Origin of the sequence: Mesorhizobium sp. M0244 (genome assembly GCF_040321795.1) — a bacterium.
Classification (GTDB): Bacteria; Pseudomonadota; Alphaproteobacteria; order Rhizobiales; family Rhizobiaceae; genus Mesorhizobium.
The window spans coordinates 50,090-75,571 of record NZ_JAMYSE010000009.1 but is presented as its reverse complement, the minus strand read 5'-3'; the positions used below and the strand labels follow the sequence as shown (position 1 = coordinate 75,571).

20 protein-coding genes are annotated in these 25,482 nt (G+C 62.4%); 9 read left to right on the top strand and 11 right to left on the bottom strand.

What is annotated here, in order from left to right; all coding sequences use genetic code 11:
- The first annotated feature begins 250 nt into the window (after positions 1-250).
- Complete coding sequence (locus NKJ08_RS09660; RefSeq protein WP_502906322.1) at positions 251-3,742, top strand: PAS domain S-box protein; 3,492 nt, start codon at positions 251-253, stop codon at positions 3,740-3,742.
- On the top strand, positions 3,743-4,021 hold the full coding sequence (locus tag NKJ08_RS38990) for a sensor histidine kinase (protein ID WP_502906321.1): 279 nt from the start codon (positions 3,743-3,745) through the stop codon (positions 4,019-4,021).
- 287 nt (positions 4,022-4,308) lie between these two features.
- Here the strand turns inward: NKJ08_RS38990 and NKJ08_RS09655 are convergent, their stop codons facing one another.
- Positions 4,309-6,267: an acetoacetate--CoA ligase gene (locus tag NKJ08_RS09655; protein ID WP_352526339.1), complete on the bottom strand. Its 1,959-nt coding sequence runs from the start codon at positions 6,265-6,267 to the stop codon at positions 4,309-4,311.
- Between the two features lie 284 nt (positions 6,268-6,551).
- Here NKJ08_RS09655 and NKJ08_RS09650 point away from each other — a divergent pair, with 284 nt between their 5' ends.
- Complete coding sequence (locus NKJ08_RS09650) at positions 6,552-8,402, top strand: AsmA family protein (RefSeq protein ID WP_352526338.1); 1,851 nt, start codon at positions 6,552-6,554, stop codon at positions 8,400-8,402.
- Positions 8,403-8,413: 11 nt separating this feature from the next.
- Here NKJ08_RS09650 and NKJ08_RS09645 read toward each other — a convergent pair whose 3' ends face one another.
- From NKJ08_RS09645 to NKJ08_RS09615, 7 genes are all read right to left on the bottom strand, one after another.
- Entirely contained in the window at positions 8,414-9,232 is an 819-nt protein-coding gene (locus NKJ08_RS09645; protein ID WP_352526337.1) for an ABC transporter permease, read from the bottom strand.
- The gene (locus tag NKJ08_RS09640) at positions 9,229-10,197 is read right to left on the bottom strand and encodes an ABC transporter permease subunit (protein WP_352526335.1); all 969 of its coding nucleotides are present in this window, start codon (positions 10,195-10,197) and stop codon (positions 9,229-9,231) included. Before NKJ08_RS09640 ends, NKJ08_RS09645 begins: the two co-directional genes overlap by 4 nt.
- Before the next feature lie 9 nt (positions 10,198-10,206).
- Positions 10,207-11,346 (bottom strand): ABC transporter ATP-binding protein, encoded by a 1,140-nt coding sequence (locus tag NKJ08_RS09635; protein ID WP_352526334.1) that lies wholly within the window; start codon positions 11,344-11,346, stop codon positions 10,207-10,209.
- 73 nt (positions 11,347-11,419) lie between these two features.
- Positions 11,420-12,517: a polyamine ABC transporter substrate-binding protein gene (locus NKJ08_RS09630; protein ID WP_352526333.1), complete on the bottom strand. Its 1,098-nt coding sequence runs from the start codon at positions 12,515-12,517 to the stop codon at positions 11,420-11,422.
- A gap of 352 nt (positions 12,518-12,869) precedes the next feature.
- Positions 12,870-13,823 carry a DMT family transporter gene (locus tag NKJ08_RS09625; protein ID WP_352526331.1) on the bottom strand — a complete coding sequence of 318 codons (954 nt, stop codon included), beginning with the start codon at positions 13,821-13,823 and terminating at the stop codon, positions 12,870-12,872.
- Positions 13,824-14,005: 182 nt separating this feature from the next.
- Positions 14,006-14,734 carry a DUF2167 domain-containing protein gene (locus tag NKJ08_RS09620; protein WP_352781685.1) on the bottom strand — a complete coding sequence of 243 codons (729 nt, stop codon included), beginning with the start codon at positions 14,732-14,734 and terminating at the stop codon, positions 14,006-14,008.
- 383 nt (positions 14,735-15,117) lie between these two features.
- Positions 15,118-16,569: a helix-turn-helix domain-containing protein gene (locus NKJ08_RS09615; protein WP_352526328.1), complete on the bottom strand. Its 1,452-nt coding sequence runs from the start codon at positions 16,567-16,569 to the stop codon at positions 15,118-15,120.
- Positions 16,570-16,806: 237 nt separating this feature from the next.
- Here NKJ08_RS09615 and aceA point away from each other — a divergent pair, with 237 nt between their 5' ends.
- Positions 16,807-18,096 (top strand): isocitrate lyase, encoded by a 1,290-nt coding sequence (aceA, locus tag NKJ08_RS09610; RefSeq protein WP_352526327.1) that lies wholly within the window; start codon positions 16,807-16,809, stop codon positions 18,094-18,096.
- 78 nt (positions 18,097-18,174) lie between these two features.
- On the top strand, positions 18,175-18,417 hold the full coding sequence (locus tag NKJ08_RS09605; RefSeq protein WP_352526326.1) for an SMc00767 family acetate metabolism repressor: 243 nt from the start codon (positions 18,175-18,177) through the stop codon (positions 18,415-18,417).
- Between the two features lie 64 nt (positions 18,418-18,481).
- On the opposite strand, the gene NKJ08_RS09600 is transcribed toward NKJ08_RS09605, so the two are convergent.
- Positions 18,482-18,943, bottom strand: coding sequence for a RidA family protein (locus NKJ08_RS09600; protein WP_352777838.1), 462 nt, complete (start codon positions 18,941-18,943; stop codon positions 18,482-18,484).
- Positions 18,944-19,372: 429 nt separating this feature from the next.
- Here NKJ08_RS09600 and NKJ08_RS09595 point away from each other — a divergent pair, with 429 nt between their 5' ends.
- A complete protein-coding gene (locus NKJ08_RS09595) occupies positions 19,373-19,762 on the top strand; it encodes an ANTAR domain-containing protein (protein WP_352526324.1) in 390 nt (129 codons plus the stop codon).
- Between the two features lie 33 nt (positions 19,763-19,795).
- Here NKJ08_RS09595 and NKJ08_RS09590 read toward each other — a convergent pair whose 3' ends face one another.
- Entirely contained in the window at positions 19,796-20,512 is a 717-nt protein-coding gene (locus NKJ08_RS09590) for an HAD family hydrolase (RefSeq protein ID WP_352781681.1), read from the bottom strand.
- Positions 20,513-20,680: 168 nt separating this feature from the next.
- Here NKJ08_RS09590 and NKJ08_RS09585 point away from each other — a divergent pair, with 168 nt between their 5' ends.
- The 3 genes from NKJ08_RS09585 (at position 20,681) to NKJ08_RS09575 (ending at position 24,588) form a co-directional block, all read left to right on the top strand.
- Positions 20,681-22,114: a glutamine synthetase family protein gene (locus NKJ08_RS09585; protein WP_352526320.1), complete on the top strand. Its 1,434-nt coding sequence runs from the start codon at positions 20,681-20,683 to the stop codon at positions 22,112-22,114.
- A gap of 128 nt (positions 22,115-22,242) precedes the next feature.
- The gene (locus NKJ08_RS09580) at positions 22,243-23,529 is read left to right on the top strand and encodes an NAD(P)/FAD-dependent oxidoreductase (RefSeq protein ID WP_352526319.1); all 1,287 of its coding nucleotides are present in this window, start codon (positions 22,243-22,245) and stop codon (positions 23,527-23,529) included.
- A gap of 366 nt (positions 23,530-23,895) precedes the next feature.
- On the top strand, positions 23,896-24,588 hold the full coding sequence (locus NKJ08_RS09575; protein WP_352781680.1) for an SH3 domain-containing protein: 693 nt from the start codon (positions 23,896-23,898) through the stop codon (positions 24,586-24,588).
- A 68-nt stretch (positions 24,589-24,656) separates the two neighbouring features.
- Here the strand turns inward: NKJ08_RS09575 and NKJ08_RS09570 are convergent, their stop codons facing one another.
- Positions 24,657-25,403, bottom strand: a complete 747-nt coding sequence (locus tag NKJ08_RS09570) for an SDR family oxidoreductase (RefSeq protein WP_352526316.1) — start codon at positions 25,401-25,403, stop codon at positions 24,657-24,659.
- Positions 25,404-25,482: the final 79 nt, after the last annotated feature.

Genomic DNA, 25,482 nt, shown 5'->3' with positions numbered 1-25,482 from the left:
CCATCCTTTTCATCGGCAGCGGCTTTGACAGAAAGCCGTCTCGTTCATCTATCATGGCAATATAAAGGCAAATTTTGTGCGTTGCAACATGTTTGTTGCATCGCACCATAGATTATTTGTCTCGCGGCGTTAACCACGCGCCCAGAGATTCCGCTGGTTGCACGCTATGACTTGTGGACCTTCGCGCCGCCGGCTTTTATTAACAAAGCGTTAACCGCAAATTGCCCGCTCTGTGAGGGTCGCCAAGCGCATGCCGGCTGAAAACTACTCCTTCCTCGATGTCGCCGTGCTCGACGCGGTCCGCCTGCGCTTCGCCGCCGGCGACGCGATCGCCATTCTGTCGGCAGATCTCGAGCAGGTGATCTGGGCCAACGGCCCCGGGGCTGCGGTATTCGGCTATCCGGACATCGGAGCGATCATCGGCGCCTCGACAGGATTGCCGCTGATCGCCAGGCGCCAGATCATGGCAACCAGCGGTTTTCCGCAGGTCGGCCGCGACCGTGCCATCACGGTCCGACTGGCGACCGGCCTGACCAGCCGCGCGGTCGGCTTCTTGGCCAGCGCAGTGACAATGCCCGATGGCGAGGAAGCAATCATGCTGGCGCTACCGGGGGCGCAGGCCGGCTCGCGCAGCGCGGCCGAGATCGCCGATCGCGCCATCAGCGGCTTTACCGAAGACGGCCACTACATCGCCTTTGTCGACGCCAAGGGCAATATCGACGCCGCGTCGGACGGCTTTTCGTCGCTCGGCATCCGGCCTGAGACGCTGGCTGCCCTTGTCGCCGACGTGGCAAACGAGAGCGACCGCATCGTCAAGCGCCTGGTTCCGGGCGGATCCAGCTCCTATCCGGCGGGCTTTGCCCGGCTGACGGACGAGCGGCACCTGCTGGTGGTGATCGACGAGGACCGGCTTGACGGCGAGGCCCTTGTTGGCGAGCGCGCCGGCGCGGAAACCGGCAGCGAAGCAGCAGCGGCACCGAGCGGTGGCGATCTTCCCCAGTCGACGGACCAGGACAACGAGCCGCCAATCGCCGGGATGGGTGCGGCGGAGATCGGCCCAGCGAACGAAGGCACCTCCGCAGCGGCGGAGCACGAGCCTCCCGACTTGGCCGACAATCAGCACACGGTTGGCGAAACGCCGACGCAGCATGACCATTGGTACTTCAATGCCGGCGACGACGCGCAGGTCCGTGTGCCCGGCGAAGTCGAGACACCAACCGGCCCCGATGCTTCGCAGGCCGGCTCGGATGCTTCGCAGGAAAGTGCTGCACGAGCCACCAAAGCCGCCTCCCCGGCCGAACGCCCCGCCCCGGCGATCGACCGCACGGCTGCGCCCATGCGTTTCGTCTGGCGTACCGACGCAGAGGGCCGGTTCAGTGCCTTGTCGCCGGAATTTGCCGAACTCGTCGGCAAGCCTGCCGCCGACGTGATCGGCCGCCGCTTCGAGGACGTTTCGGCCGCCTACGGCCTCGATGCTTCAGGCGAGATCGCCGGCCTGCTCGAACGGCGCGACACCTGGTCCGGCCGCTCCGTGCTGTGGCCGGTCGGTGGCACCGATCTGAAGATACCCGTCGATCTGGCGGCGCTCCCGGTTTACAGCCGCAGCCGGGTTTTCGAAGGCTTTCGCGGTTTCGGCGTTGCCCGCAGCGGCGATGCGGTGGTCGATCCGGACGCGGTCGGTATGGCCCTTGTCGCCGACGGCGAACCTGCCGTGACCGTCGCGCCGGAAGCCGTTGAACCTGCCCCCGAGACACCGAAACCCGCCGATCCGTTCCGGGGCGAAGTGCCGGCGCTGACCATCGTGCCAAGACCAGAGCGGCGCTTTGCCGACAAGGTGATCCGGCTGGCCGAGCACCGGCAGCCGGCCAACGACAAGGGCCTGTCGACGCTGGAACGCAGCGCGTTTCGCGAGATTGGCGAGCGTCTCAAGAAGGACAGCACCCCGGCCGAAAAGCCGGCAGACCAGCGGCCGAGCGCCCGGAAGCCAAAGCCGGCTGCGGAGGCCGAGACCAAAGTCGAGGCAACCGGCAAGGCCGACGAGCCAAAGCTGAAAGCTGGTCCGACGGACATGGGTGAAATGCCAGCGCCAGGTCCGGAAAGCGAGGCAGCTGCCGCTGAACCGCCCGAGGCTGATGCGGAGGACCAGAAGGACCTTGCCCGGCTCGACGGCGAGCAGCCCGATGAGACGGCAGAAGAGACGCAAGCCGGCGAACCCGTCACACGCCCGGCCTCCGGGTCGCTGCTCGACTATGCCGACCGCGAACCCAGCGACGAAGCGCAGGAAGGCGTCGAGCCCAGCACGAACCGTCCAACGATCGTCGCCGAGGCGCCGCGGGATGGCGAAGACGACGACAGCATGACGGCCGAAGATTTCCGCGACGCCGAGGACAGCGAAGATTGGTCCGATGACAGCGAAGCCGCCGACGACGATGCCGGCCCGGCGGCGCCAATCGAGCGACCGCAGGCACCACCGCTCAAACTCGACGGCTTCGTGCCGTCGGCGTTTGCCGCCGGAGAGGACAACAAGGGGCCGGATACCTCGATCCTCGGCAAGCTGCCGGTGCCGTTGCTTATCCATTCCGGCGACCACCTGCATTACGCGAACGAGGAATTCCTCGGCTTGACAGGCTATGCGACGCTGGACGCGCTGGACGAGGCCGGCGGGCTCGGCGCGCTGTTTGCCGATCCTTATGACGACGACGGCAGTTCCGACGGCAGCGATCATGCACTGCGGCTGAAGACTCGCGACGGTCAGGAGTTTGCGATCGACGCGATTTTACGCTCCGTCCCCTGGCGGAACGGCAAGGCGCTGATGCTGGTCGTACGCCGTTCCGGCGACGACGAAGCAGCAGCCATTCCACATGGCGCCGCCGACGACCAAACGCAGCCGGATGTTTCCGAGCTCAAGGCGCGCATCGCCGAAATGCGCACCATCATCGACACTGCCACCGACGGCGTCGTGCTGATCAGCCGTAACGGAACGATCCGTTCAATTAGCCGTCCGGCGGAAGCGCTGTTCGGCTTCGACAGCGACGAGGTGACCGGCAAACCGTTCGTCTCGCTGTTTGCGATCGAGAGCCAGCGCGCGGCGCGCGACTATCTCGACGGGCTGTCGGAGCCCGGCGTGGCAAGCGTGATGAACGATGGCCGCGAGGTAATCGGACGCGAGGCGCAGGGGCGCTTCATTCCACTGTTCATGACCATCGGCAGGCTGCCCAACGACAGCGGCTTCTGCGCGGTGGTGCGCGACATCACCCAGTGGAAGCGGGCCGAAGAGGATCTGACCCAGGCACGCGCGGTCGCCGAGCGCGCCTCGTCGCAGAAGACTGATTTTCTGGCCCGCATCAGCCACGAGATCCGCACGCCGCTCAATGCTATCATCGGCTTTTCCGAGCTGATGGTGGACGAGAAATTCGGGCCGGTGGCCAATGACCGCTATCGCGACTATCTGCGCGACATCAATCGTTCGGGCAACCACGTGCTCGATCTGGTCAACGATCTGCTCGACATTTCGAAAATCGAGGCCGGCCAGCAGGAGATGGCCTATGAGGCGGTGTCGCTCAACGACACGCTAGCCGAAACCGTGGCGATGATGCAGCCGCAAGCCAATCGGGAACGCGTCATCATCCGCTCCAGCTTCGCCTCGCGGCTGCCGGAAGTGGTGGCCGATCTGCGCAGCGTGCGGCAGATCGCGCTCAACATCCTGTCGAAATCCGTCCGATATACGCAGGCCGGCGGGTAGGTGATCGTGTCGACGGCCTACGAGATCTCCGGCGACGTCGTCATGCGCGTGCGCGATACCGGCATCGGCATGAGCCAGTCCGAGATCGAGCAGGCGCTGAAGCCGTTCAAGCAGATCAACGCGCTGAAGCGCGGCCGCGGCGACGGCACCGGTCTTGGGCTGCCGCTGACGAAGGCGATGGTCGAAGCGAACCGTGCCAGGTTCACCATCAACTCGACGCCCGGCGAGGGAACCCTGGTCGAAGTCGCCTTTCCCTCGACCCGCGTGCTGGCCGGTTAGGTCTATGGCTGCCCAAAGAAAAAGGCGTCCAACAGGACGCCTTGAATGATAGAATTGCTGTCACAACGGGGGCTTGAGCGAATCAGATCCTCTGGGGGCTAGAGGAACGGGATTTCTCCCTCAAGTTACGCACGACTATCGATGCCGGGCCTTAACAAATCCTTACCCGCGCGTCCGAAAATTTACCAATGTGTACCACTCATGAAATCTAGGTAAATTCCGCAGAGACATTTCGTTAACCATGCCGGAGAGGCAGACGCCAAACCGGCTCTCAGTTTGGATCCGGCTCAGTCGGCAAGCTGCGGCAGGTTGCGGAACAGCTCGAGTGCTTCGGGATTGGCGAGCGCTTCCTTGTTCTTGATGGCGCGGCCATGCACCATATCGCGAACCGCGAGCTCGGTGATTTTGCCCGATTTGGTGCGCGGTATATCGCCGACGGCGACGATCTTGGCCGGCACGTGGCGTGGGCTCGCCCCGGTGCGGATTTTGGTGCGGATGCGTTTTTCCAGCTCGGCGTCGAGCTCAACGCCGGCCGCCAGCCGCACGAACAGTACGACGCGAACGTCATTGTCGAAATCCTGGCCGATGCATAGCGCTTCGAGGATTTCCGGCATCTGCTCCACCTGGTTGTAGATCTCCGCCGTGCCGATCCTGACACCGCCCGGATTGAGCGTGGCGTCGGAACGGCCATGGATGATCAGGCCGCCATGGGCGGTCCATTCGGCGAAATCGCCGTGGCACCAGACATTGTCGAAACGTTCGAAATAGGCGGCTTTGTACTTTTTGTCCTCGGGGTCGTTCCAGAAGCCGATCGGCATTGCCGGAAACGCCTTGGTGCAGACGAGCTCGCCCTTCTCCTGGCGGAGCGGGCGGCCGTCATCGTCCCAGACATCGACGGCAAGGCCGAGCCCCGGCCCCTGGATCTCGCCGGTCCATACCGGTTCGATCGGCACGCCGAGCACGAAGCAGGAGACGATATCGGTGCCGCCGGAGATCGAGGCGAGATGCACGTCCTTCTTGATGCCTTCATAGACGAAACGGAAATCTTCCGGCGACAGCGGCGAGCCGGTCGAGGATATGGCGCGCACGCTGGAAAGATCATGCGTGTGGATCGGCTTCAGGCCGGCCTTGCGCACGGAATCGATGAATTTGGCCGAGGTGCCGAAATACGTCATCTTCTCGGCATCGGCGAAGTCGAACAGCGCATTGCCGTCCGGGTAGAAAGGCGAGCCGTCATAGAGCAGCAAGGTGGCACCCGACGCCAGGCCCGACACCAGCCAATTCCACATCATCCAGCCGCAGGTGGTGAAATAGAAGAGGCGGTCGCCGTCGAGCAGACCGGCATGCAGCCGTTCTTCCTTGACGTGCTGGATCAGCGTTCCGCCGGCCGAATGGACGATGCATTTAGGGATGCCGGTCGTGCCCGACGAAAACAGGATGTAGAGCGGATGCGAAAACGGCAGCCTTTCGTAACTGACAGGCCTGGCGGCAAAGGGTGACAGCGCCTCCTCCAGCGCAGCCGCCTTGTCGATGGTCGCCGCGACGTCGAGCGAGGTGCCGAGATAGTCGACAATGAGGACTTTGCGCACGGTGGCGAGCTTGCCCGCTACGGCCGCGATCTTGTCGGCGACTTCGATCGCCTTGCCATTGTACCAGTAGCCGTCCGGCGCGATGAACACGACGGGCTCGATCTGGCCAAACCGGTCGAGAACCCCCTGCTCGCCGAAATCTGGAGAGCAGGACGACCAGACGGCGCCGATCGAGGCGGCAGCCAGCATCGCTGCAACGGCCTCCGGCATATTGGGCATCATCGCGGCGATTCGGTCGCCCTTCTTCACCTTGAGCGACAGGAAAAGCTGCTGCAGGCGCGAGGTCAGCGCATGCAGCTCGTTCCAGGACAGCCGCCGCTCGACCTTGTCCTCGCCGCGAAAGACGATTGCGTCGCCAAGCCCGGTTTTCTTCAGGAGATTCTCGGCGAAGTTCAGCTTCGCGTCAGGGAAGAAGGTCGCGCCGGGCATCTTGTCGCCATCGACCAGCACGCGTTCGCCCTTATCGCCGACGATGCCGCAAAAGCCCCAGACCAGGCTCCAGAAGGTCTCGCGGTCATCGATCGACCAGCGATGCAGTTCGGCATAGGAGGAGAAAGCCTTGCCGGACCTGGCCGCCGCGGCGTTCATGAAGGCGGTCATCGGCGCAGCGTCGATCTGCTCTTGCGTCGGGGTCCAGAGCGGTGCGTCGTCAGCCATCCATTGTTCCTCCTTAAAGCACGTCACGTTTGAAGAGATTCACGCGACGCGCTTTAAACTTTTGTCGTTATGCATGTCGTTTATCCCAAAACCGCTGCGCACTTTTGGGCGACATGCATTGGCATCGCTTATGCATATCGCGATGCAGCAGAGCAAGATTTTGTTGGACCGGGCCGGCCCGGGTGTGCGCAAATGCCATCGCCGGGCCATAAAGACTTGAAATGCGTCAGCCGTCGGTTACACCCGTCGGGCGATTTTGTCGGAATGGAAGCATACGGGGCGATATGCCATCACCTTTGATCCGACGCGGAATATGGGCGATCGGCGCAGCCGTCATCGTCATCGCGCTGGTTGTCGCAGCTTTGCCGTTGATCGCCTCGACCCGCATCGTGCGTGACCGCATCGCGTGGGAAATGAGCGCTTGGAGCGGTTTCAGGGTCACCATCGATGGCGCGCCGCGGATCGAGGTCTGGCCGAATTTCCGGGCGATCCTGAGCGACGTGACGCTGTCGCAATGGACAGAGACGGATGCGCCGCCTGTGGTCGAGGCCGAACGGGTCGAGGTCGACCTCTCGGCGATGGCGGCGCTGCGGGGCGACGTGGTGTTTTCAACGGCGCGGCTGGTGCGGCCGACGATCAGGGTTCAGCGTAGCGCGAGTGGGTTTTTCCTGCCTGCGATTCCTACCGGCGGACGCATTACGCGTTCGATCGACGCTGCCCGCGCGGTGATCAATACAAATCCCGCCAAGCCGGATCTTGGCAAGCTGCCGGCAGATCCGTTCGGCACGGTCGAGTTCCGGGACGGCCGCGTGGTGGCTGCCATCGGCGGCAAGGACCAGGAGATATTGAGCAGCCTGAGCGGCCAGGCGAATTGGGCCGCGATGAACAGCAATGCGACGCTATCGGCGACCGGGATATGGCGCGGCGAAAGCGTTGCCGTCGATGCCGCATCGCCGAACCCGCTGGTGCTGTTTGGCGGAGGCGCAGCACCTGTCACCTTTTCCTTCAAGGCGGCGCCTGCCAGCTTTTCATTCGACGGCTTGGCCAGCATGTCAGAGAATGGCTATTTCGACGGCCAGGCAAAATTTGCCGCACCTTCGCTGAGACGTGTGCTCGAATGGTCGCAGGCCGGCATCGCGCCCGGTGCCGCAATCGGCTCGATCTCGGTTTCGAGCAAGATCACGGCGACGGACGGACGCATCAAGTTCGAAAACACGGCCCTAACCCTCGACAACAACCCCGGAATGGGCGCGCTGGACTTCACCTACGGCGAGACACTGCCGGTGATCTCCGGCACACTTGCCTTCGATACGCTCGACCTCAGATCGTTTCTCTCGGCCTTTACGCCCGTGCCATCCGCCGGCGCCGCCGGCCCGGGCGAAATCGACACAAGCTTCGCCGACCGGATCAATCTCGATCTCAGGCTGTCGGCCGCGCATGCCACGGCAGGCGCAATCCAGCTTGCCGACGTCGCCGCCACCGCACAGGTCAAGAATGGCCTCGCCGTCTTCGACATCTCCGATGCATCCGCCTTTGGCGGCAACATCCAGAGCAGCGTCCGTTTCGACCGCAAGCCCGCCGGCACGGAAGTCGAGATCCGGCTGCTTGCTTCCGATATCGACGGCGGCGCTTTCGGCACCGCAGCCGGGATGACGCGTCTGGTGCCGATCGGCACCGGAACCGTTTCGGTCATCCTCAAGGGGCCGGGCAGAACCTGGGACTCCATTTTCGAAAACGCCAATGGCTCGCTGTCCGCGACGTTCGGCGCGGGTGCGCTGAGCCGGCTTAACCTGCCGGCGTTCCTCAAGCACACCGAACAGGGCGGATTCTTCGCGCTCGACGACGTCTCGGACGGAACGCTGCCGATCGACGGGGCCGAACTCAAGGCGAGCGTTTCGAACGGCGTGGCGCGCATCGACAAGGCCGAGGTGAATTCCGCGCAATACAAGATCTGGCTTTCCGGCATCGCATCCTATGCCGGACGCGGGTTGGCGCTGTCCGGCGGCATCGTCCAGCCGAGCCAGGCTGCCACGCAGACGAACGGCCAGGCGCCCAAGCAGTCGTCGTTCTTCGTCGGCGGCACGTGGAGCACGCCGTTCATCTCGCCGATAAGTCGCGGCGTTTCAGGCGAGTAGGCAGCAAGAACTCAACCTCGCTGCGCCGCCTGCTCGTCGCGCTGGCGCTGCACCTCGCGGCGTTTGTTTGCGAGCGAAGCGATGATCACGCCGACGGCGACGACGGCGATCAGGATGGTGCAGGCCGCGTTGATTTCCGGCGTCACGCCGAGGCGAACCTGACTGTAGATCTTCATCGGCAGCGTCGTGGCGCCGGGACCCGAGGTGAAGCTGGCAATGACCAAATCGTCGAGTGAAAGCGTGAAGGCCAGCATCCAGCCGGAGACGATCGCCGGCATGATGACCGGCAGCGTGATCTGGAAGAAGGTCCTCACGGGTGGCGCACCGAGGTCCATCGCGGCCTCTTCCAGCGAACGATCAAACGTGATCAGGCGCGACTGGACCACCACCGCGACGAAGCACATGGTCAGCGTGGTGTGGGCAAGCGTCACCGTGAGAAAGCCGCGGTCGAGGCCCACGGCGACGAAGAGCAGTAACAGCGACAGGCCGGTGATGACTTCCGGCATGACCAGCGGCGCAAAGACCATGCCGGAAAACAGCAGCCGGCCGCGAAAGCGCGTGTAGCGCGTCAAGGCGAGCGCCGCCAGCGTGCCGAGCACGGTGGCCACGGTGGCCGAGATGACGCCCACGCGCGCCGTCACCCAGGTGGCGTCCATCAGACCCTGATTGTGGAACAGCGAGACGTACCATTTCGTCGAGAAGCCGCCCCAGACAGTGACCAGCTTCGACTCGTTGAAAGAGAACACGACGAGCAGGACGATCGGCAGGTAAAGAAAGGCAAAGCCGAGCACGATCGAGGTGATATTAAAGCGGCTCCAGGTGGCGTTCATTTGTCCTGCTCCTGGGCGCGCGCCTGGGCTCGCTGGAAGATCATGATCGGCACGATCAGCAGCAGCAGCAGGATGACGGCAACGGCGGACGACACCGGCCAGTCGCGGTTGGCAAAGAACTCATTCCACAGCGTCCTGCCGATCATCAGCGTCTGCGAGCCGCCGAGCAGGTCGGGAATAACGAACTCGCCGACGGCGGGAATAAAAACCAGCAGGCAGCCGGCGATGACGCCGGGCAGCGACAGCGGGAAGGTGATCTTCCAGAAGGCGCTGGTCGGCGGGCAGCCGAGATCCTTGGCCGCCTCGATCAGCGAATAATCCATTTTCTCAAGCGACGAATAGAGCGGCAGCACCATGAACGGCAGATAGGAGTAGACGATGCCGATGAAGATCGCCGTGTAGGTGTTGAGGATGATCAGCGGTTGGCTGATGATGCCGGTGGCGAGCAGCAGCTGATTGAGCAGGCCCTCGGGCTTGAGGATGCCGATCCAGGCGTAGACACGGATCAGGAACGAGGTCCAGAACGGCAGTATCACCAGCATCAGCAAGGTCGGACGGATCGTCGCCGGAGCGCGTGCCATGCCATAGGCTATGGGATAGCCGATCAGCAATGTCAGGACGGTCGAGATGGCGGCGACGATGACACTCGTCACATAGGCGTTGAAGTAGAGCGCATCCCGCGTCAGCAAGATGTAGTTGTCGAAATTGAGCGCGCCAACCCCCGAGATGAACCCGGAAATGCCGCCGCGGAAATCGAGCACCGGAGTGTAGGGCGGCATGGCGATCGCCGTCTGCGACAGCGAAATCTTGAAGACGATGATGAAGGGAACGAGGAAGAAGAACAGCAGCCAGAGATAGGGAATGATGATGACGAGACGGCCGACGAAAGCCGCGCCCAGCCTGGCCAAGGCGGATTTGCCGGCAGCGCTTGCCGGAGGGCTTGTTGGGGCGGTGACGGCGGACATGATCGTCGCCTACCGCGTCAGCACGATGCCGGCGTCGGGGCGGAAAGAAACCCAGGCGCGGTCGTTCCAGTTCAGCGGATCCTCGGTGAGGCGTGCCGCGTTCATGGTACTCGCCCGCACCACCTGACCGTCATCCAGCCTGACGTGATAGACGGTCATGTCGCCGAGATAGGCGATGTCGTAGACCTCGCCCTCGATGGCGTTGACGGCACCGGCCGGTTTTGTGGACGACACTTTGATCTTCTCCGGCCTGATGGCGAAGGTGACGGCAGTCCCTGCGGCGGCACTGCCGGCGTTGTCGGTGCGGATGGTGATGCCGTTGCCGGCATCGATGCTTGCGCTGCCGGCCTCGCCGCGCGCGATCTTGCCGTCAAACATATTCACGTTGCCGACGAAGCCGGCGACGAAGCGCGAGCCCGGCGCTTCGTAGACCTCGGCCGGCGTCGCCACCTGCATCACCTCGCCCTTATCGATGATGGCGATGCGGTCGGCCATCGTCATCGCCTCTTCCTGGTCATGGGTGACGACGACGAAGGTGAGGCCGAGGTTCTGCTGCAGGTCCATCAGCTCGAACTGGGTTTCCTCGCGCAGCTTCTTGTCCAGTGCGCCAAGCGGCTCGTCGAGCAGCAGGACTTTCGGCCGCTTGGCGACCGAGCGGGCCAGTGCGACGCGCTGGCGCTGGCCACCGGACAATTGGTGCGGCTTGCGCTTGGCGAACTGCTCGAGCTTGACCAGTCTCAGCATCTCAGCGACGCGCTTTTCGACATCGGCCTTGCCCATGCCTTCCTGCTTGAGGCCGAACGCGATGTTGTTCTCGACCGTCATGTGCGGGAACAACGCATAGGACTGGAACATCATGTTGACCGGCCGCCGGTATGGCGGAATGCCGCGCAGATCCTGGCCGTCGAGCAGGATGCGGCCGGCGGTCGGCTCCTCGAAACCGGCAAGCATCCTAAGCAGCGTCGATTTCCCGCAGCCTGAGGCCCCGAGCAGGGCAAAGAATTCGCGTTCGAAGATGGTCAGCGACAGATTGTTGACGGCAGTGAAGTCACCGAATTTTTTGGTGACGTTGTCGAACTGGATGTATGGCTTGGCGTTAGGATCGTTCCAAGGCGCAAAATCCCTGCGGATGCTGCCAAGCGATTTCATGTCCCACTCCGTCCTGCTGCTTGCCCCGCGAAAAGCGACCCCGGCAGCCGGCTGCCGGGGCCTAGTCAGGTTGTTATTGGCCGGTGACGATCTTAGTCCAGGTGCGGGTGATGATGCGCTGGGTCTTGGGGTCGTAAGGCGAAACGGTGTAGAGTTTCTGCAAGGTGGCAGCGTCCGGATAGATCGCCGGATCCTCCAGGATCGCCTTGTCGATGAACTGCTGCGACGCCTTGTTGCCGTTGGCATACAGAACGTAGTTTGACGATTTGGCGATCACTTCGGGCTTCATCATGTAGTTGAGGAATTCAAGCGCTTCGGCGACATGCGGTGCATCGGCCGGGATCGCCATCTGGTCGAACCACATCTGGGCACCTTCCTTCGGCACGGAGTAGCCGATCTCGACGCCCTGCTTGGCCTCTTCGGCGCGGTTGCGGGCCTGGAAGACGTCACCCGACCAGCCGACCGCCAGGCAGATGTCGCCATTGGCCAGGGCGTTGATATATTCGGAGGAGTGGAACTTGCGGACATAGGGCCGGACCTTCAGCAAGGCTTCTTCGGCCTTGGCAATATCGTCGGCGGACGTGCTGTTCGGGTCGAGACCAAGATATTTCAACGCCGCCGGTATGATGTCGGCCGGTGAGTCGAGCACATAGACACCGCAGTCTTTCAGCTTGGCCAGACTTTCCGGATTGAAGAACACATCCCAGCTGTCGATCTTGTCGGTGCCGAGCGCTGCCTGCACCTTCTTGATGTTGTAGCCGATCCCGACCGTGCCCCACATGTAGTTGATCGAATATTCGTTACCGGGGTCGTATTTGGCGGTTCGTTCCAGAACGGTGTCCCACATGTTGGAAATGTTGGGCAGCTTCGATTTGTCGAGCTTCTGGAACACACCTGCCTGGATCTGGCGTGCGAGGAAATTGCCGCTGGGCACGACGACGTCGTAGCCGCTGCCGCCGGCGAGCAGTTTCGTTTCCAGGATCTCGTTGGAATCGAAGGTGTCGTAGACGACCTTGATGCCGGTTTCCTTGGTGAAGTCGTCGATGATCGAACTGTCGATATAGTCGGACCAGTTGAAGACGTTGACGACACGGTCCTCGGCATGCGCGCCCAAGGTGAAAACTGCCAGAAACGCCGAAGTCGCCGAAAGCCAGAGCGCTTTGCGGGTCATGCTATTCTCCTTTGATGAGTGTTCCGTCGCCAGCTCGTCGCGGCGTTCGCGCGGCTGGGCATTTGCTTCAGGGTATTGAGCTTGCAGGCAGGCGACAAGCGCGAATTGCCGGCGCCATTATGGTTCGGCGACGAGGCGACAGTGAAGACTTGGCGTGGCGTTGGTGGTGTTCCGGGGCCGTCAGAAGCTTTCGCTACGGCGCAGGCAGGGAGACGACGATGTTGTCCGGCCTCGATGCGGCCGGCATGGAGACTTGGCAAGATACGCCTGTCTTGTTGTTGCCGTGACCGCAGCCTGCCCGCGCGGCTGCGACATTGTCAATGGTTCATCTCGCTTTGGCGCGCTCGCCGCATCAATTAGGCGACGGCACACCGGTGACGCCCGCCCGCCCCGGCCGCGTCTGGCGCTTGAATTCGAGCCCGATATGGACGAGCAGCGCGGTGACGACGACCGCACCGCCGAGGATGGTGCGCGCCGACGGCACCTCGGAATGGATGAGCCAGACCCAGATCGGGCCAAGGATCGGTTCGAACGTGCCGAGCAGCGCCGCCACAGCGGCCGGAACAAGCCGGGCGCCGGTGGCGAAGAAGGCGAGACCGATCCCCAGATTGATCACGCCGAAGGCAAAAAGGAAGCCCATGTCGTGGCTGGAAACGCCCATTGCCGACGTCTGCGATGCCGCGAAGGCGGCCGCCAGCATCGTGCCGAGGCAGGTCGCCGGGGTCATGCGCACATGGGCAAAGCGGCGCGTGATGACGGTGGCGATCGAGAACATGACGGCGATGAGCAGCGCCAGCCCGTCGCCGATCGGCGATACGGCGCCATCGAGCGATTCCGACACCATGATGGCGACGCCGGCAATGACGGCGGCGATCGCCACCCAGGTCGTCACGGCCACCCGTTCGCGAAACAGCACCCAGGCAAACAGCGCCGCCAGAAGCGGCACGCCGGCCTGCATCAAGAGGATGTTGGCGACGGTGGTATAGGCCAGCGCCACTACAAAGCAGGTGGACGCCGTGGCGAAGCAGAACGCGACGGCAAGGCCGGCAAGGCCCATGTCGCGAAACAGCTTCAGCGTGCCACGCCAGCCGTCGCGCCAGACTATGAAGCAAAGCAGAAAGGCGGCCGCCCAGACCGAGCGCCAGAACACCACCGTCCAGCTGTCAGTGTTGTCGATGAAGCGCGCAATGGTGCCGCCAAAACTCCACATTAGCGCCGACAGGAATACCAGCAGGAAGCCGACGCGTTCCCCTTGCGGCGACACGATCGGCGAAGCGGCAACCGGAGATGATGCGGTATCGGTCATGGATGCGACTGTCGGCGAATTCGGAGCAGCACGACATGCAATGGACGACAGAGACGTGCCTCATTCGCGTAACGCAAAGCAGAAGGCCGGGCGTGATCCAGTTCAATGTTCCGTTTGGCGCACTGATGAGGGCGCCTCGCCCTCGCCCGGCGATGATCCGAGGCGACCTGTCGACGATGGCTTTACGACGTGCCCCTGTTGCCGCGGATAAAGCGCCAGAGACCGGCCAGCGGAACCAGCAGGAGCAGGCCAAACTTTTTCAGCGCGATCAGCGCCACGACCAGAAAACCTGCTTTCGCCGCCAGCTTTCCGGCAATCAGGCCACCGAAGCCAATCGCCGCAACCGTATCGACGCCCGGCACGAAATCGGCGTATGTCTTGCCGGTATTGAAGTCCGCGAGGCCAAGCACTTCATCCAGGCTTTGCCTTATCTCCGGCAATTGTTCCATCGTCGCGATATAGCTCATCACGAAGACGCCCTCCCTGCCAAGGAAACGGACGTCGTAGTTGAGCGTATGGGCGGCATCGTTCCCAAATTGCAGCTCCTTGGCCCAGTGCAGGCGCTTGTGGGCCGCGTCATAAACCGGCGGCGACGCCCAGCCGATCAGCGTAATGGGCGCATAGCCATCCTTTACCCTCTGATCGTTGCCGGACAGAGTGTCTGACTGCATGTTGCGCAGCAGTTCATTGTAATCGATGGACGCGGCGTCGCTGTCGTCGACGTAACCGATCTTTTCCCAGCGCAGCTCTATCCCCCAATTGTTGTCGGCAATGGGATCATGGGAGACTGGAAAGATCATGCCGAGGGCATCGGAACCAGAGTCGGGCGGATTGCCCCAGGCTTTGGTGAGGACGGAGAGCGTGTCCTTCTTGTCCAGAAAATAGAACTTGTCCTTGAGGTCGAGATGGATGCCTTCGGCAAGATTTATCGCGCCGGTCTTCGGATCGATCTTGTCCAGGAACGCCTTGCCGGCATCATTATACTATTGATAGGACTTGAAGAAATCCGAGGACTTTTCAGCCAATGCGGGATCGGCCGAAAACGCGAGCGCCAAGCCAAACCAAAAAACTGTCCTGCCCATCATTGATCCCCCGACCGTTGCGCAGTTCTTTTTTTGATACCGTACCGTCAATGCTGAATCAATATTCGGCTGAATCAATATTTTGGCTGAGTCAATATTTTGGCTGAACCAATATTTTGGCCGGCAACTGCGAACCAGCTTACTGGTCGCCGCCGCAGGAACAGATGAGGTTCTTCGGTCGAAGATTCAGCCGCAATATTGCTGGAGCCGAATCACTGAAAATCGAAGGCGCTCAGTCCCGTCACCATTTCGTCGAGGCCGAGCGGGCGTGTCACCGGTGGCTCTGCGCGGGCGAGGCAGCCGATGCGTTCGCACAGCCGGCAGGCGGGGCCTATCGGCGTCGCCGCCGCCGTGGCGCTCTGTCCGGCCTTGCCGATAGCGGCCGGCCCCGGCAACGCCGCTCCGTAGACGACTTCGTCGCGAAAACCGATGTCGCAGCCGAGCAGCAGCGCCGTGCGGCGCGGTCGCTCGGCAAACGAGCCCTGCGGCCCTTCGAGCGTGCGGGCAATGCAGAGAAACGCTGCACCATCTGGCATTTCCACCGCCTCGACCAGGATTTGGCCGGGCTGACCGAAGGCGGCATGGACCGGCAGCTTCGGACAGCCGCCACCGAAACGGCTTTGCGGAAAGCCGTGGCCGCCCGCCTTGCGAAAGCGATTGCCGGCATTATCGACCTCGAGCATGAAGAACGGCACAGCCAGCGCACCCGGCCGCTGCAGGGTCGTCAGCCGGTTGGCCGCCTGCTCGAAGGAAACGCCGAAGCGCGACCGCAACATGTCGATGTCATAGCGGGCGCGGACCGCTGCGGCGTGAAAAAGCTGATAGGGCATCATCAGCGCGTGCGCGGCATAGCGGCCGAGCTCGAAACGGGCGAGCCGGCGGGCTTCGTCCGTGGTCAGCTTCAGCGCCTGGATTTCGGCAGCGACAGCGACACTCATGCGGATCAGGCAGGCCTCCATCGCCACCTCGCGCAGCTGATCGAATGGCGACAGGCGTTCGGACAGGAACAGGCGTTGCGAGTGACGGTCATAGCGACGGCGCCAGTTGGGCATGGTGGCGACCGGCAGCACCTTGACGACGATGCCGAACTCACGCCTCAGCCAGGCCTTGAGCGCACTGAGCAGATCGTCGCCGGGATCGAGCACCGAGGTGAATGCCTCGGCCTCCTCTTCGAGTGGCGCAAAATGGTTCGGCCGGCGCTCGAAAATCTCGTGCACTTCGTCGATCGGCAGGCGGGCGCCTGAGAGCGCGGTCGCTTTGCCGTCACGCGCGAGAAGCTCGTTGAGGTCGGAGAGCCGCTCGGCCTGCTCGCGATAGGCGCGAAACAGCTTTATGACAGCAGCGGAGGCGTTGGGCGCCGCCTCGGCAAGCTCGATGAGCTCCTGATCGCCCGGCAGTTCGCCGGCCAGCAGCGGATCTGAAAACACTTCCTTCAAGTCGGCAACCGACCCCCTCGCCTCGCCTTGCAATTCGTGCGGGTCGACCTTGTAGACGGATGCCAGTCTCAGGATCAGCTGCACCGTCAGCGGCCGCTGGTTGCGCTCGATGAGATTGAGATAAGACGGCGAGATGCGGAGCCCTTCGGCCATCGCCGTCTGGGTCAGGCCCTTGGCGTTGCGGATGCGACGAATGCGCGGTCCGGCGAAGATTTTATGGTCGCCCAATCGACTGTCCTTGACAGGAATTTACATCCACCGATGGCATGACGGTCTTTACAATCATGACAGATTTACAGCTCTCATCGGTCAAACACAACACAGGTTTTCCCTTATTTTGCGGCCTATTCTGAGGTTTATCTCGCTTGTCCTCGTCCTGAAATGTAAATGGTGTCACACACGGCGCACGTATTTCCCTGTGCGGCGTTTTCCGAAACCGGCATCGAAAACCGTTTGGAGCGACCAATGACCGATTTTTACAACCTCGTCCCCTCGGCGCCGCAAGGCCGCTTTGACGGTATCGAACGGCCCTATTCGCCGGAGGACGTGAGGCGGCTGCGCGGCTCGATCCAGATCCGGCAGAGCCTCGCCGAAATGGGCGCCAACCGGCTGTGGCAGCTCATCCACGAAGAGGATTTCGTCAACGCGCTCGGTGCCATGTCGGGCAACCAGGCGATGCAGCAGGTGCGGGCCGGGCTGAAGGCGATCTATCTGTCCGGATGGCAGGTCGCCGCCGATGCCAACACCGCTTCCGCCATGTACCCGGACCAGTCACTCTATCCCGCCAATGCAGCGCCCGAACTGGTCAAGCGCATCAACCGCACCCTGCAGCGCGCCGACCAGATCGAGACGTCCGAAAGCAAGGGGCTGTCGGTCGACACCTGGTTCGCGCCGATCGTCGCCGATGCGGAGGCCGGCTTCGGCGGGCCGCTCAACGCCTTCGAGATCATGAAGGCGTTCATCGAAGCAGGGGCTGCCGGCGTCCACTACGAGGATCAGCTGGCTTCGGAGAAGAAATGCGGCCATCTTGGCGGCAAGGTGCTGATCCCGACCGCCGCACATATCCGCAACCTCAACGCGGCGCGGCTTGCCGCCGACGTCATGGGCACCCCGACGCTGGTCGTGGCACGCACCGACGCGGAAGCGGCAAAGCTCTTGACCTCCGACATCGACGAGCGCGACCAGCCCTTCGTCGATTATGGTGCCGGCCGTACCGCGGAGGGCTTCTATCATGTCAGCAACGGCATCGAGCCCTGCATCGCCCGCGCCGTCGCCTACGCGCCCTATGCGGACCTGATCTGGTGCGAGACTTCCAAGCCCGATCTGGCGCAGGCCAGGACGTTTGCCGAGGGCGTGCGCAAGCACCATCCGGGCAAGCTTCTCGCCTATAATTGCTCGCCGTCTTTCAACTGGAAGAAGAACCTCGACGACGCGACGATAGCGAAGTTCCAGAAGGAACTCGGCGCCATGGGTTACAAATTCCAGTTCATCACGCTGGCCGGTTTCCACCAGCTCAATTTCGGCATGTTCGAACTGGCCCGCGGCTACAAAGAGCGGCAGATGGCGGCCTATTCGGAACTGCAGGAAGCTGAATTTGCCGCGGAAGCCAATGGCTACACCGCCACCAAGCACCAGCGCGAGGTCGGCACCGGCTATTTCGACGCCGTCTCGATGGCGATCACCGGTGGCCAGTCTTCGACCACGGCCATGCATGGATCGACCGAGCACGCCCAATTCAGGCCGGCGGCGGAATAGCGGAATAGCAGACAAACAGAGGGAACGCCCAAACGGGCATGGCAACACAACAGGCATGGCAACACAGGGAGAAGACCAATGGCATCGATAAGCCGCGTCAAGGAACGGGCCGAAGAGCAGGCCACCAGCATGAATGTCGACCAACAGGCGACCATCCGCATGCTGGCGAATGACCTGCACAGGCTCAATCAGTCGGTGATGAAGGCTGTCGAGGCTGGCGTCTCGGTCGAGCTGGTGCGCTCAGCACGGCACCATGGCGGTGACGGCAACTGGGGCGACCTGCTGATCCCGGTGATCGTCACGCAACGGAGCCACGGCTGATGAACTTCTACAGCGCCGCGCCTTTTGAACGCATGCTATCGCACCTCACAAGCCGCGGCTCTGCCTAGTCCGGCAGAGCCGCGAGTGCAACAATTTCAATGACAAGGTCGGGATGCGCAAGCGCTGCAACTCCAATCACTTCCGAGGGCGGCGGGTTGTTGTAGCTGCAGTGCTTCGGGCAGTGCTCGGCAAAGAACTCGTCCAAGATGTCCAGGCGAAAATTGGGAGAGCTCAGAACACCGCCATCGGGAAATGGTCCCTTAACGAAGAAGCTCAGCCTGATGAGATATTCGAGTGCACTGCCGAGCTCCTCCAGATCTGATTTGATGTTCGTGAGAATTTCGCGCCACTGCGCGGCTGCATCGCCGACGGCGCCACCTCCGCTTTTGCCGATCGGATCATAGTTCTCGGCGGTCGCAGTGTTTCCGGAAAGGTAGACAAATCCCTTTGCGCCGGTAACGACCGTACCCTTTCCCCACGGCATCAACCGGCCATTTTTAAATTTCTTGTGAGTCACGAGGTCCATTGTCATCCCCCTCGCTCAAAGAGACGTGCTTAGCCAACGAGGAAGGATAGTCCGGCGAGGCGATACGACAAGCTCGCGACCGACTTGCCTCGCCTTCGTCCAACCTGCGTCAATCCTGCTGTGGCTGCGAGTTGATGCGTTCGCGCCTCAAAGCCAAACTTCGCTGAGGCCTGCCCAGTTGTGGGGTCGACTTTGCCTTTCCAGCGGCGGCAGAGAACAGCACTTAATTTTAATTTTAGTGTTTCTTGCGATATTCTCCTCATGTGCCATTTCAGCTTGACATGAGCAGCGATCTCACGCCAATTACCCGTCAAGTTTCAACCCTGCATTGAAACATTGAACAACGGCCTGCCCTCCATGTGCCCAGCGAATCGCGATATCGACACTGCAAAACAGCTGGCTTTCGGTAGCCGGGACGTGGAGACCGGGATGCGCCCGGATTTCTCGCGGGTGCTGGTAGTCGGAAAATCACCGATCAACCGGGTCGTGGTTTCGAAGATCGTGGAGCGGTCCGGCCTCAAACCGATCTCGGAAACTCCCGAAACCGCGGCAAAGGCCTTGCACGCACTGGTTCCCGGCACTGTCGTTCTCGACGGCGGAGCGGAGAACGGGGACTGCGACGCCTTGCTGACGGGCATCGATGCACTGCGGAGGGCGTCAGGCAAATCGCTTCCGTCGGTAATCCTGCTTTCAGTCAAGACCGGCACTCCGGAGACCCTGGGCCTGTCGAGCGTCATCGATGCGGTGGTCGTCAAGCCGATCACCACCGAACGGCTGCAGCCGGTGATCGACCGGCTGGTCGGGCTCGGCCGCAACTGACCTCTTACCGCGACGCGTCGACTGCAGACCTGATCAATCAATCTCGCCGATACGCTCGATCAGGCCTGGCAGTTCACCGAGATTGGCTATCTGGCGAAAGCGTGGTGCCGTGACCGGCGGCTCGACATGTTCCAGCACCCAGGTCAGCTCATGCGGCACGTGGATGCCCCAACTGCCCGCTTCGATGGCCGGCACGACGTCCGATTTGAGCGAGTTGCCGACCATCATGCTCTTTTCCGGGCCATCGCCGTGGCGGCTGAAGATGCGGCTATAGGTGGCAGCGCTCTTGTCGCTGACGATTTCGACCGCATGAAACAGCTCGCCCAGTCCGGATTGCGCGAGCTTGCGTTCCTGGTCGAACAGGTCGCCCGTGGTGATCAGCACCAGGCGGTAGGCGCCGGCCAGCTTTTCCACGGTTTCGCGCGCATGGGGAAGCGGCTCGATCGGATGGCTGAGCATCTCGCGGCCCGCGGCGAGAATTTCGGCGATGGTTGAGGCCGGCACCTGGCCTTCGGTGACCTCGATCGCCGTCTCGATCATCGACAGCGTAAATCCCTTGATGCCGAAGCCGTAGACCGCAAGGTTGCGCTTCTCGGCCTCCAGCAATCTTGCCGAAATCCGGTCCTCCTGGGCGCGGTCGGCGAGCAGCACGGCAAAGCGCTTCTCGGTCATGCGGAAGAACTGTTCGTTCTGCCACAGCGTGTCATCGGCATCGAAGCCGATCGTCGTCAGTTTGCGGTTGTGTTGCATTCGGTGTGTTCAATTGCGGCGTTGCGGGAGGCCGACCCTAGACCAGGATGTTTTTATCCGGAAGCCGTTCTGTTCCCCGGGTATCGAGGCGGGACGCCAGCCGGCTGCCCTTCCCTTTCGTGGCCGGCAACGGCTATACTCCACAATCTGCAACAAATCTGGTGATTGATGCCGCCTGCAAAAAAGGAAGTCCGTCCGTCGAGCCGCGGAGGACGCGCCCGCACGCCTGCCTTCGTGAAAAACCAACGCGGCGTCAAGAACTGGAAGGAAGTCAGCGCCTGGCTGGAATGGCGCGGCATCGAAGACATCGAATGCATCACACCCGACCAGGCCGGGGTTGCGCGCGGCAAGATGATGCCGTCGAAGAAATTCACCTCCAACACCTCGCTGGCGCTGCCTTCGGCGGTGTTCATGACAACGATTTCCGGCGGCTACCCGGAGGACGGCAACGGCTTTCACTATCCGGAGGACGACGGCGACCTCAAGCTGATGCCTGATCTCTCGACGCTGACGGTGGTGCCGTGGGAGGAGGACCCGACGGCGGCGGTCATCTGCGACCTCGTCCACCAGGACGGCCGCTCGGTCGAATTCACACCGCGCAACGTGCTGAAGCGTGTGCTTGCCGCCTATGACAGACGCGGACTGAGACCGGTGGTGGCGCCCGAGATCGAGTTTTACCTGGTGCGCAAGAATCCCGATCCGGACTACCCGCTGACCCCGCCTGTCGGACGCTCCGGGCGGCCGATCGGCGGCGGCGCCGGCTATTCGATCGCCGGCGTCAACGAATTCGACGAACTGATCGACGACATCTACCATTTCTCCGAAAGCCAGGGCCTGGAGATAGACACGCTGATCCACGAGGAAGGCGCCGGCCAGCTCGAAATCAATCTGCGCCATGGCGATCCGATCGAGCTCGCCGACCAGGTGTTCATGTTCAAGCGCACAATTCGCGAGGCGGCGCTGAAGCACGAAATCTACGCCACCTTCATGGCCAAGCCGATCCAGGGGCAGCCCGGTTCTGCCATGCATATCCATCAATCGATCATCGACAAGAAGACCGGCAAGAACATCTTTTCGGCGGAGGACGGCTCGGAGACCGACGCCTTCTTCCACTTCATCGGCGGCATGCAGAAACATGTGCCGAACGCGCTGGTGATGTTCGCGCCCTATGTCAATTCCTACCGGCGGCTGACGCAGGCGGCCTCGGCGCCGGTCAACAACAAATGGGGCTACGACAACCGCACCACCGCCTTCCGCGTGCCGCGCTCCGACCCGGCAGCGCGGCGCGTCGAAAACCGCATCCCTTCCTCCGACGCCAATCCCTATCTGGCGCTGGCCGCATCGCTCGCCTGCGGGCTGATCGGCATGACCAACAAGATCAAGGCCGAGCCGCCGGTACTGACGACCGCCAATGAGGATGAGATCGACCTGCCGCGCGGCCTGCTCGAAGCCGTCGACCTGTTCGAGGCCGACGAGGAACTCTGCGCCCTGCTCGGCAAGTCGTTTGCCGCCACCTATGCGGCGATCAAGCGAGCGGAATTCGAGACCTTTATGGAAGTGATCAGCCCATGGGAGCGGGAGTATTTGCTGCTGAATGTGTGAGTGGCGACTTTGTCGCGTGAATGGTGAATAGTGAATGGTGAATAGTTTCATATTGGACGGATGAACGCAGACAGTGCGCTTTCGCAAAGCCGTTCACCATTCACTATTCACCATTCACTGGCGTTCCCATGTCCTACCAATCCCCAATCTCCCCCGGCCGCTCCTGGTACGAGGACACGGCCGGGCCAAGACGAGAATATCCGGCGCTCGACGGCGACCGGACGTGCGATGTCGTGATCGTCGGCGGCGGCTTTACCGGCCTGTCGGCTGCGGTCCATCTCGCCAAGACAGGCGCGGATGTCGTTCTGATCGAAACGCATCGTTTCGGTGACGGCGCATCGGGCCGTAATGGCGGCCAGCTTGGCACCGGACAACGGGCCTGGGCAGAGGAACTTGAGGCGGAATACGGCTTTTCCCGCGCCAAGGCGCTGTTCGACCTGGCCGAAGAGGCCAAGGCGCATCTCCTCGACTTCGCTGCCGTCAACCAGATCGAGATCGACTATATGCCCGGCCAAATGTCGGTGGCGCACAAGAAGCGCTATGTCGACGACTATAAGACGCATGCCGAGATCATGGCGAACCGGTTCGGCTATCCGCACATCTCATTCATGGACGCCGCGGAGACCGCCGAGCGGCTGGGCTCGACGCATTATTTCGGCGGCACCCGCGACACAGGCACTGGCCACATCCATCCGCTGAAGCTGGTGATCGGCACCGCAAAAGTCGCGGCAGAGGCCGGCGCAAAGCTGTTCGAGCAGACGCCGTCGACCGGCGTCACCTCCGACGGCGGCAAGGTGAGGGTGACGACGCCGAAGGGTACGATCACCGCCGGCAAATGCCTGATCGGGGTCAATGCCTATGGCGGCACGCTCGAACCGGTGAGTGCCGCGCATATCATGCCGATCGGTTCCTTCATCGGGGCGACGGTACCGCTGGGAGCCGATTCCAAAGTGTTGCCGGGTGGCGAGGCGGTCGACGATTCGCGCTTCGTCGTGCGCTATTTCCGCAAATCGAAGGATGGGCGGCTGCTGTTTGGCGGGCGCGAGATCTACGCGGTCAACGATCCCAAGGACATCCACATCCACATCCGCCGGCAGATCGCCGAGATCTATCCGGCACTGAAGGACGTCGAGATCACCCATGGCTGGGGCGGCTATGTCGGCATCACAATGCCGAGAAAACCGTTCGTGCGCGAAGTGATGCCCAATGTGATCTCGATCGGCGGCTATTCCGGCCACGGCGTCATGCTGTCGAACTTTTTCGGCAAGCTTTATGCCGAGACGGTCGCCGGCAACCGCGACCGGCTGAAGCTGATGGAGGATTTGAAGATCCCACCCTTCCCCGGCGGTCGGCGTTTCCGCGCGCCACTGCTCTTTCTCGCGCTCAACTGGTACGCGTTGCGGGACAGGATTTAACCAGACGTTGCAGAATCCTTAACCAGAGCGCAGAATTCGCGCCAAGGGCGCAGTGATGCCACAATCGCGGGCGAAAGAAGATGCTCGTGGGCAGCTGAACGGGGAATTTTTGCGGGTCTGCCCGCTTTTGGTTTGGGACCGATGCCGATCGATTGCCGGCTCTCCGGCATGGGTCGTAAGAACATCGGCCCGCAAATGGAGGTGGCAAGAGTGAGAGAGCCCTTCAGTTTCGGCGCGCCGGAACGACGGCGCCTTGCGATGCAATTCGGTTATGATATGCGGCCGACGTTCTGGCAGGGGGTCCGGTCGAACGCGCATCTGGTGATAGCTGCGCTTGGCACGGCAGCTCTGCTCGGCGTTGCCGCGGTGGCGCTGTGGCTGGCATTGCCGGCAAATGAGCGACAGGCGGCCGCGAGCCCGGAGCAGACCGTTCCGACCATTCCGGTCAAGACGACGAAGATCGCGCCTGCCAAGGTTGCTGCGGCGCCGCGGGCGACGGGCAAAGCCGACGCGGTTTCCTCGGCGGTGGCCGCCGCGGAAGCCGAGATACCGGCGCTGGCTCCTAACGATCCACGCTGGACGGGGCCAAAGACCACATCAGCGGCCGCCACGGCAGCATCCGACCAGTTGGCAAGCCAGACCGAGCAGGCGGCCGACAAATCGTCTGCGGCGGCGGCATTCGCCGACCCGGCAGCGAAACCCGACGCTGCAGCCTTGTTTGCCAAGGTGGCGGCTCCCGGCAGCTCGACGAAAAACGCCGGGCCCGACGGCGCGCAGACCGCCGCCATCCCCACGCCCAAGCCGCCGGCAGCGCAGTCCGCGAGCGAAGACGACAACAGCAGCACCAAGACAAAATCCGGGAAGGCGAACGCTGCCGGTACCGGACGCATCCTGAGATCAGTCACAATGCGGATCGGCCCGAAGAAGAATGCGGCCGCCATTCTCACGGTGCCTGCCAAGACCTCGGTGCAAGTGATGAGTTGCAAACAATGGTGCCAGATCGTCTACAACGGCAAGCGCGGCTGGGTCTACAAGAGCTACATCAAAACCGGGGCGTAAGGCCGGCAGAGCGATCGCGGCTCGGATCGCTCCCCGTCAGTCCGGCTTTCGCCGGATGACCGGACTGTTCAAATGCAGCGCCCGCCGTCGACTTCCAGCGCCACGCCGGTGATGAAAACCGCCTCGTCCGATGCGAGCCACAGCGCAGCATTGGCCACGTCAAGCGGCGTCGAAAGCCGGCCGAGCGGGATCGATGCGCGGAACTTCTCGCGGATTTCGGGTGTGTCGGCGCCCATGAATTTCTCGAGCATGCCGGTCTCGCCGGCAACCGGGCAGAGACAGTTGACTCGGATGTTCTTCGGCGCGAGCTCGACCGCCATCGATTTGGCCGCGGTGATCGCCCAGCCTTTCGATGCGTTGTACCAGGTAAGACCAGGCCGCGGCCTGATACCGGCCGTGGAGGCCGTCGTCAGGATGACGCCGCCGCCTTGCCGCTCCATGATTGGCACCACGGCCAGCGCGGCGTGGTAGATCGCCTTCATGTTGACGGAAATGATCAGGTCGAAGGTCGCCTCGTCGACTTCCAGCATGTCACCATTGCGATGAGTGTAGCCGGCATTGTTGACCATGATGTCGATGCGGCCGAAAGCGCTCATCGCCGCACGGACCATCTCATCGAATTCGGAACGCAGCGAGACGTCGGTCTGAGTCCAGATCGCCTTTTCGCCGATCTCGCCGGCGACGCGCTCCGCGCCCTTGGCGTTCAGATCGGCGACGACTACTCGCGCGCCCTCCTCGGCAAAGCGCCTGGCCATGCCCTCGCCAAAGCCCGAGGCAGCGCCGGTGATGATGGCGACCTTGTTTTCCAGACGCATGCTTTTCTCACTTATCATTGACGACGACCGACGGCAGGTTTGGCCATGGCCATCGAAAGATGTGGGTCCATTGCCGATT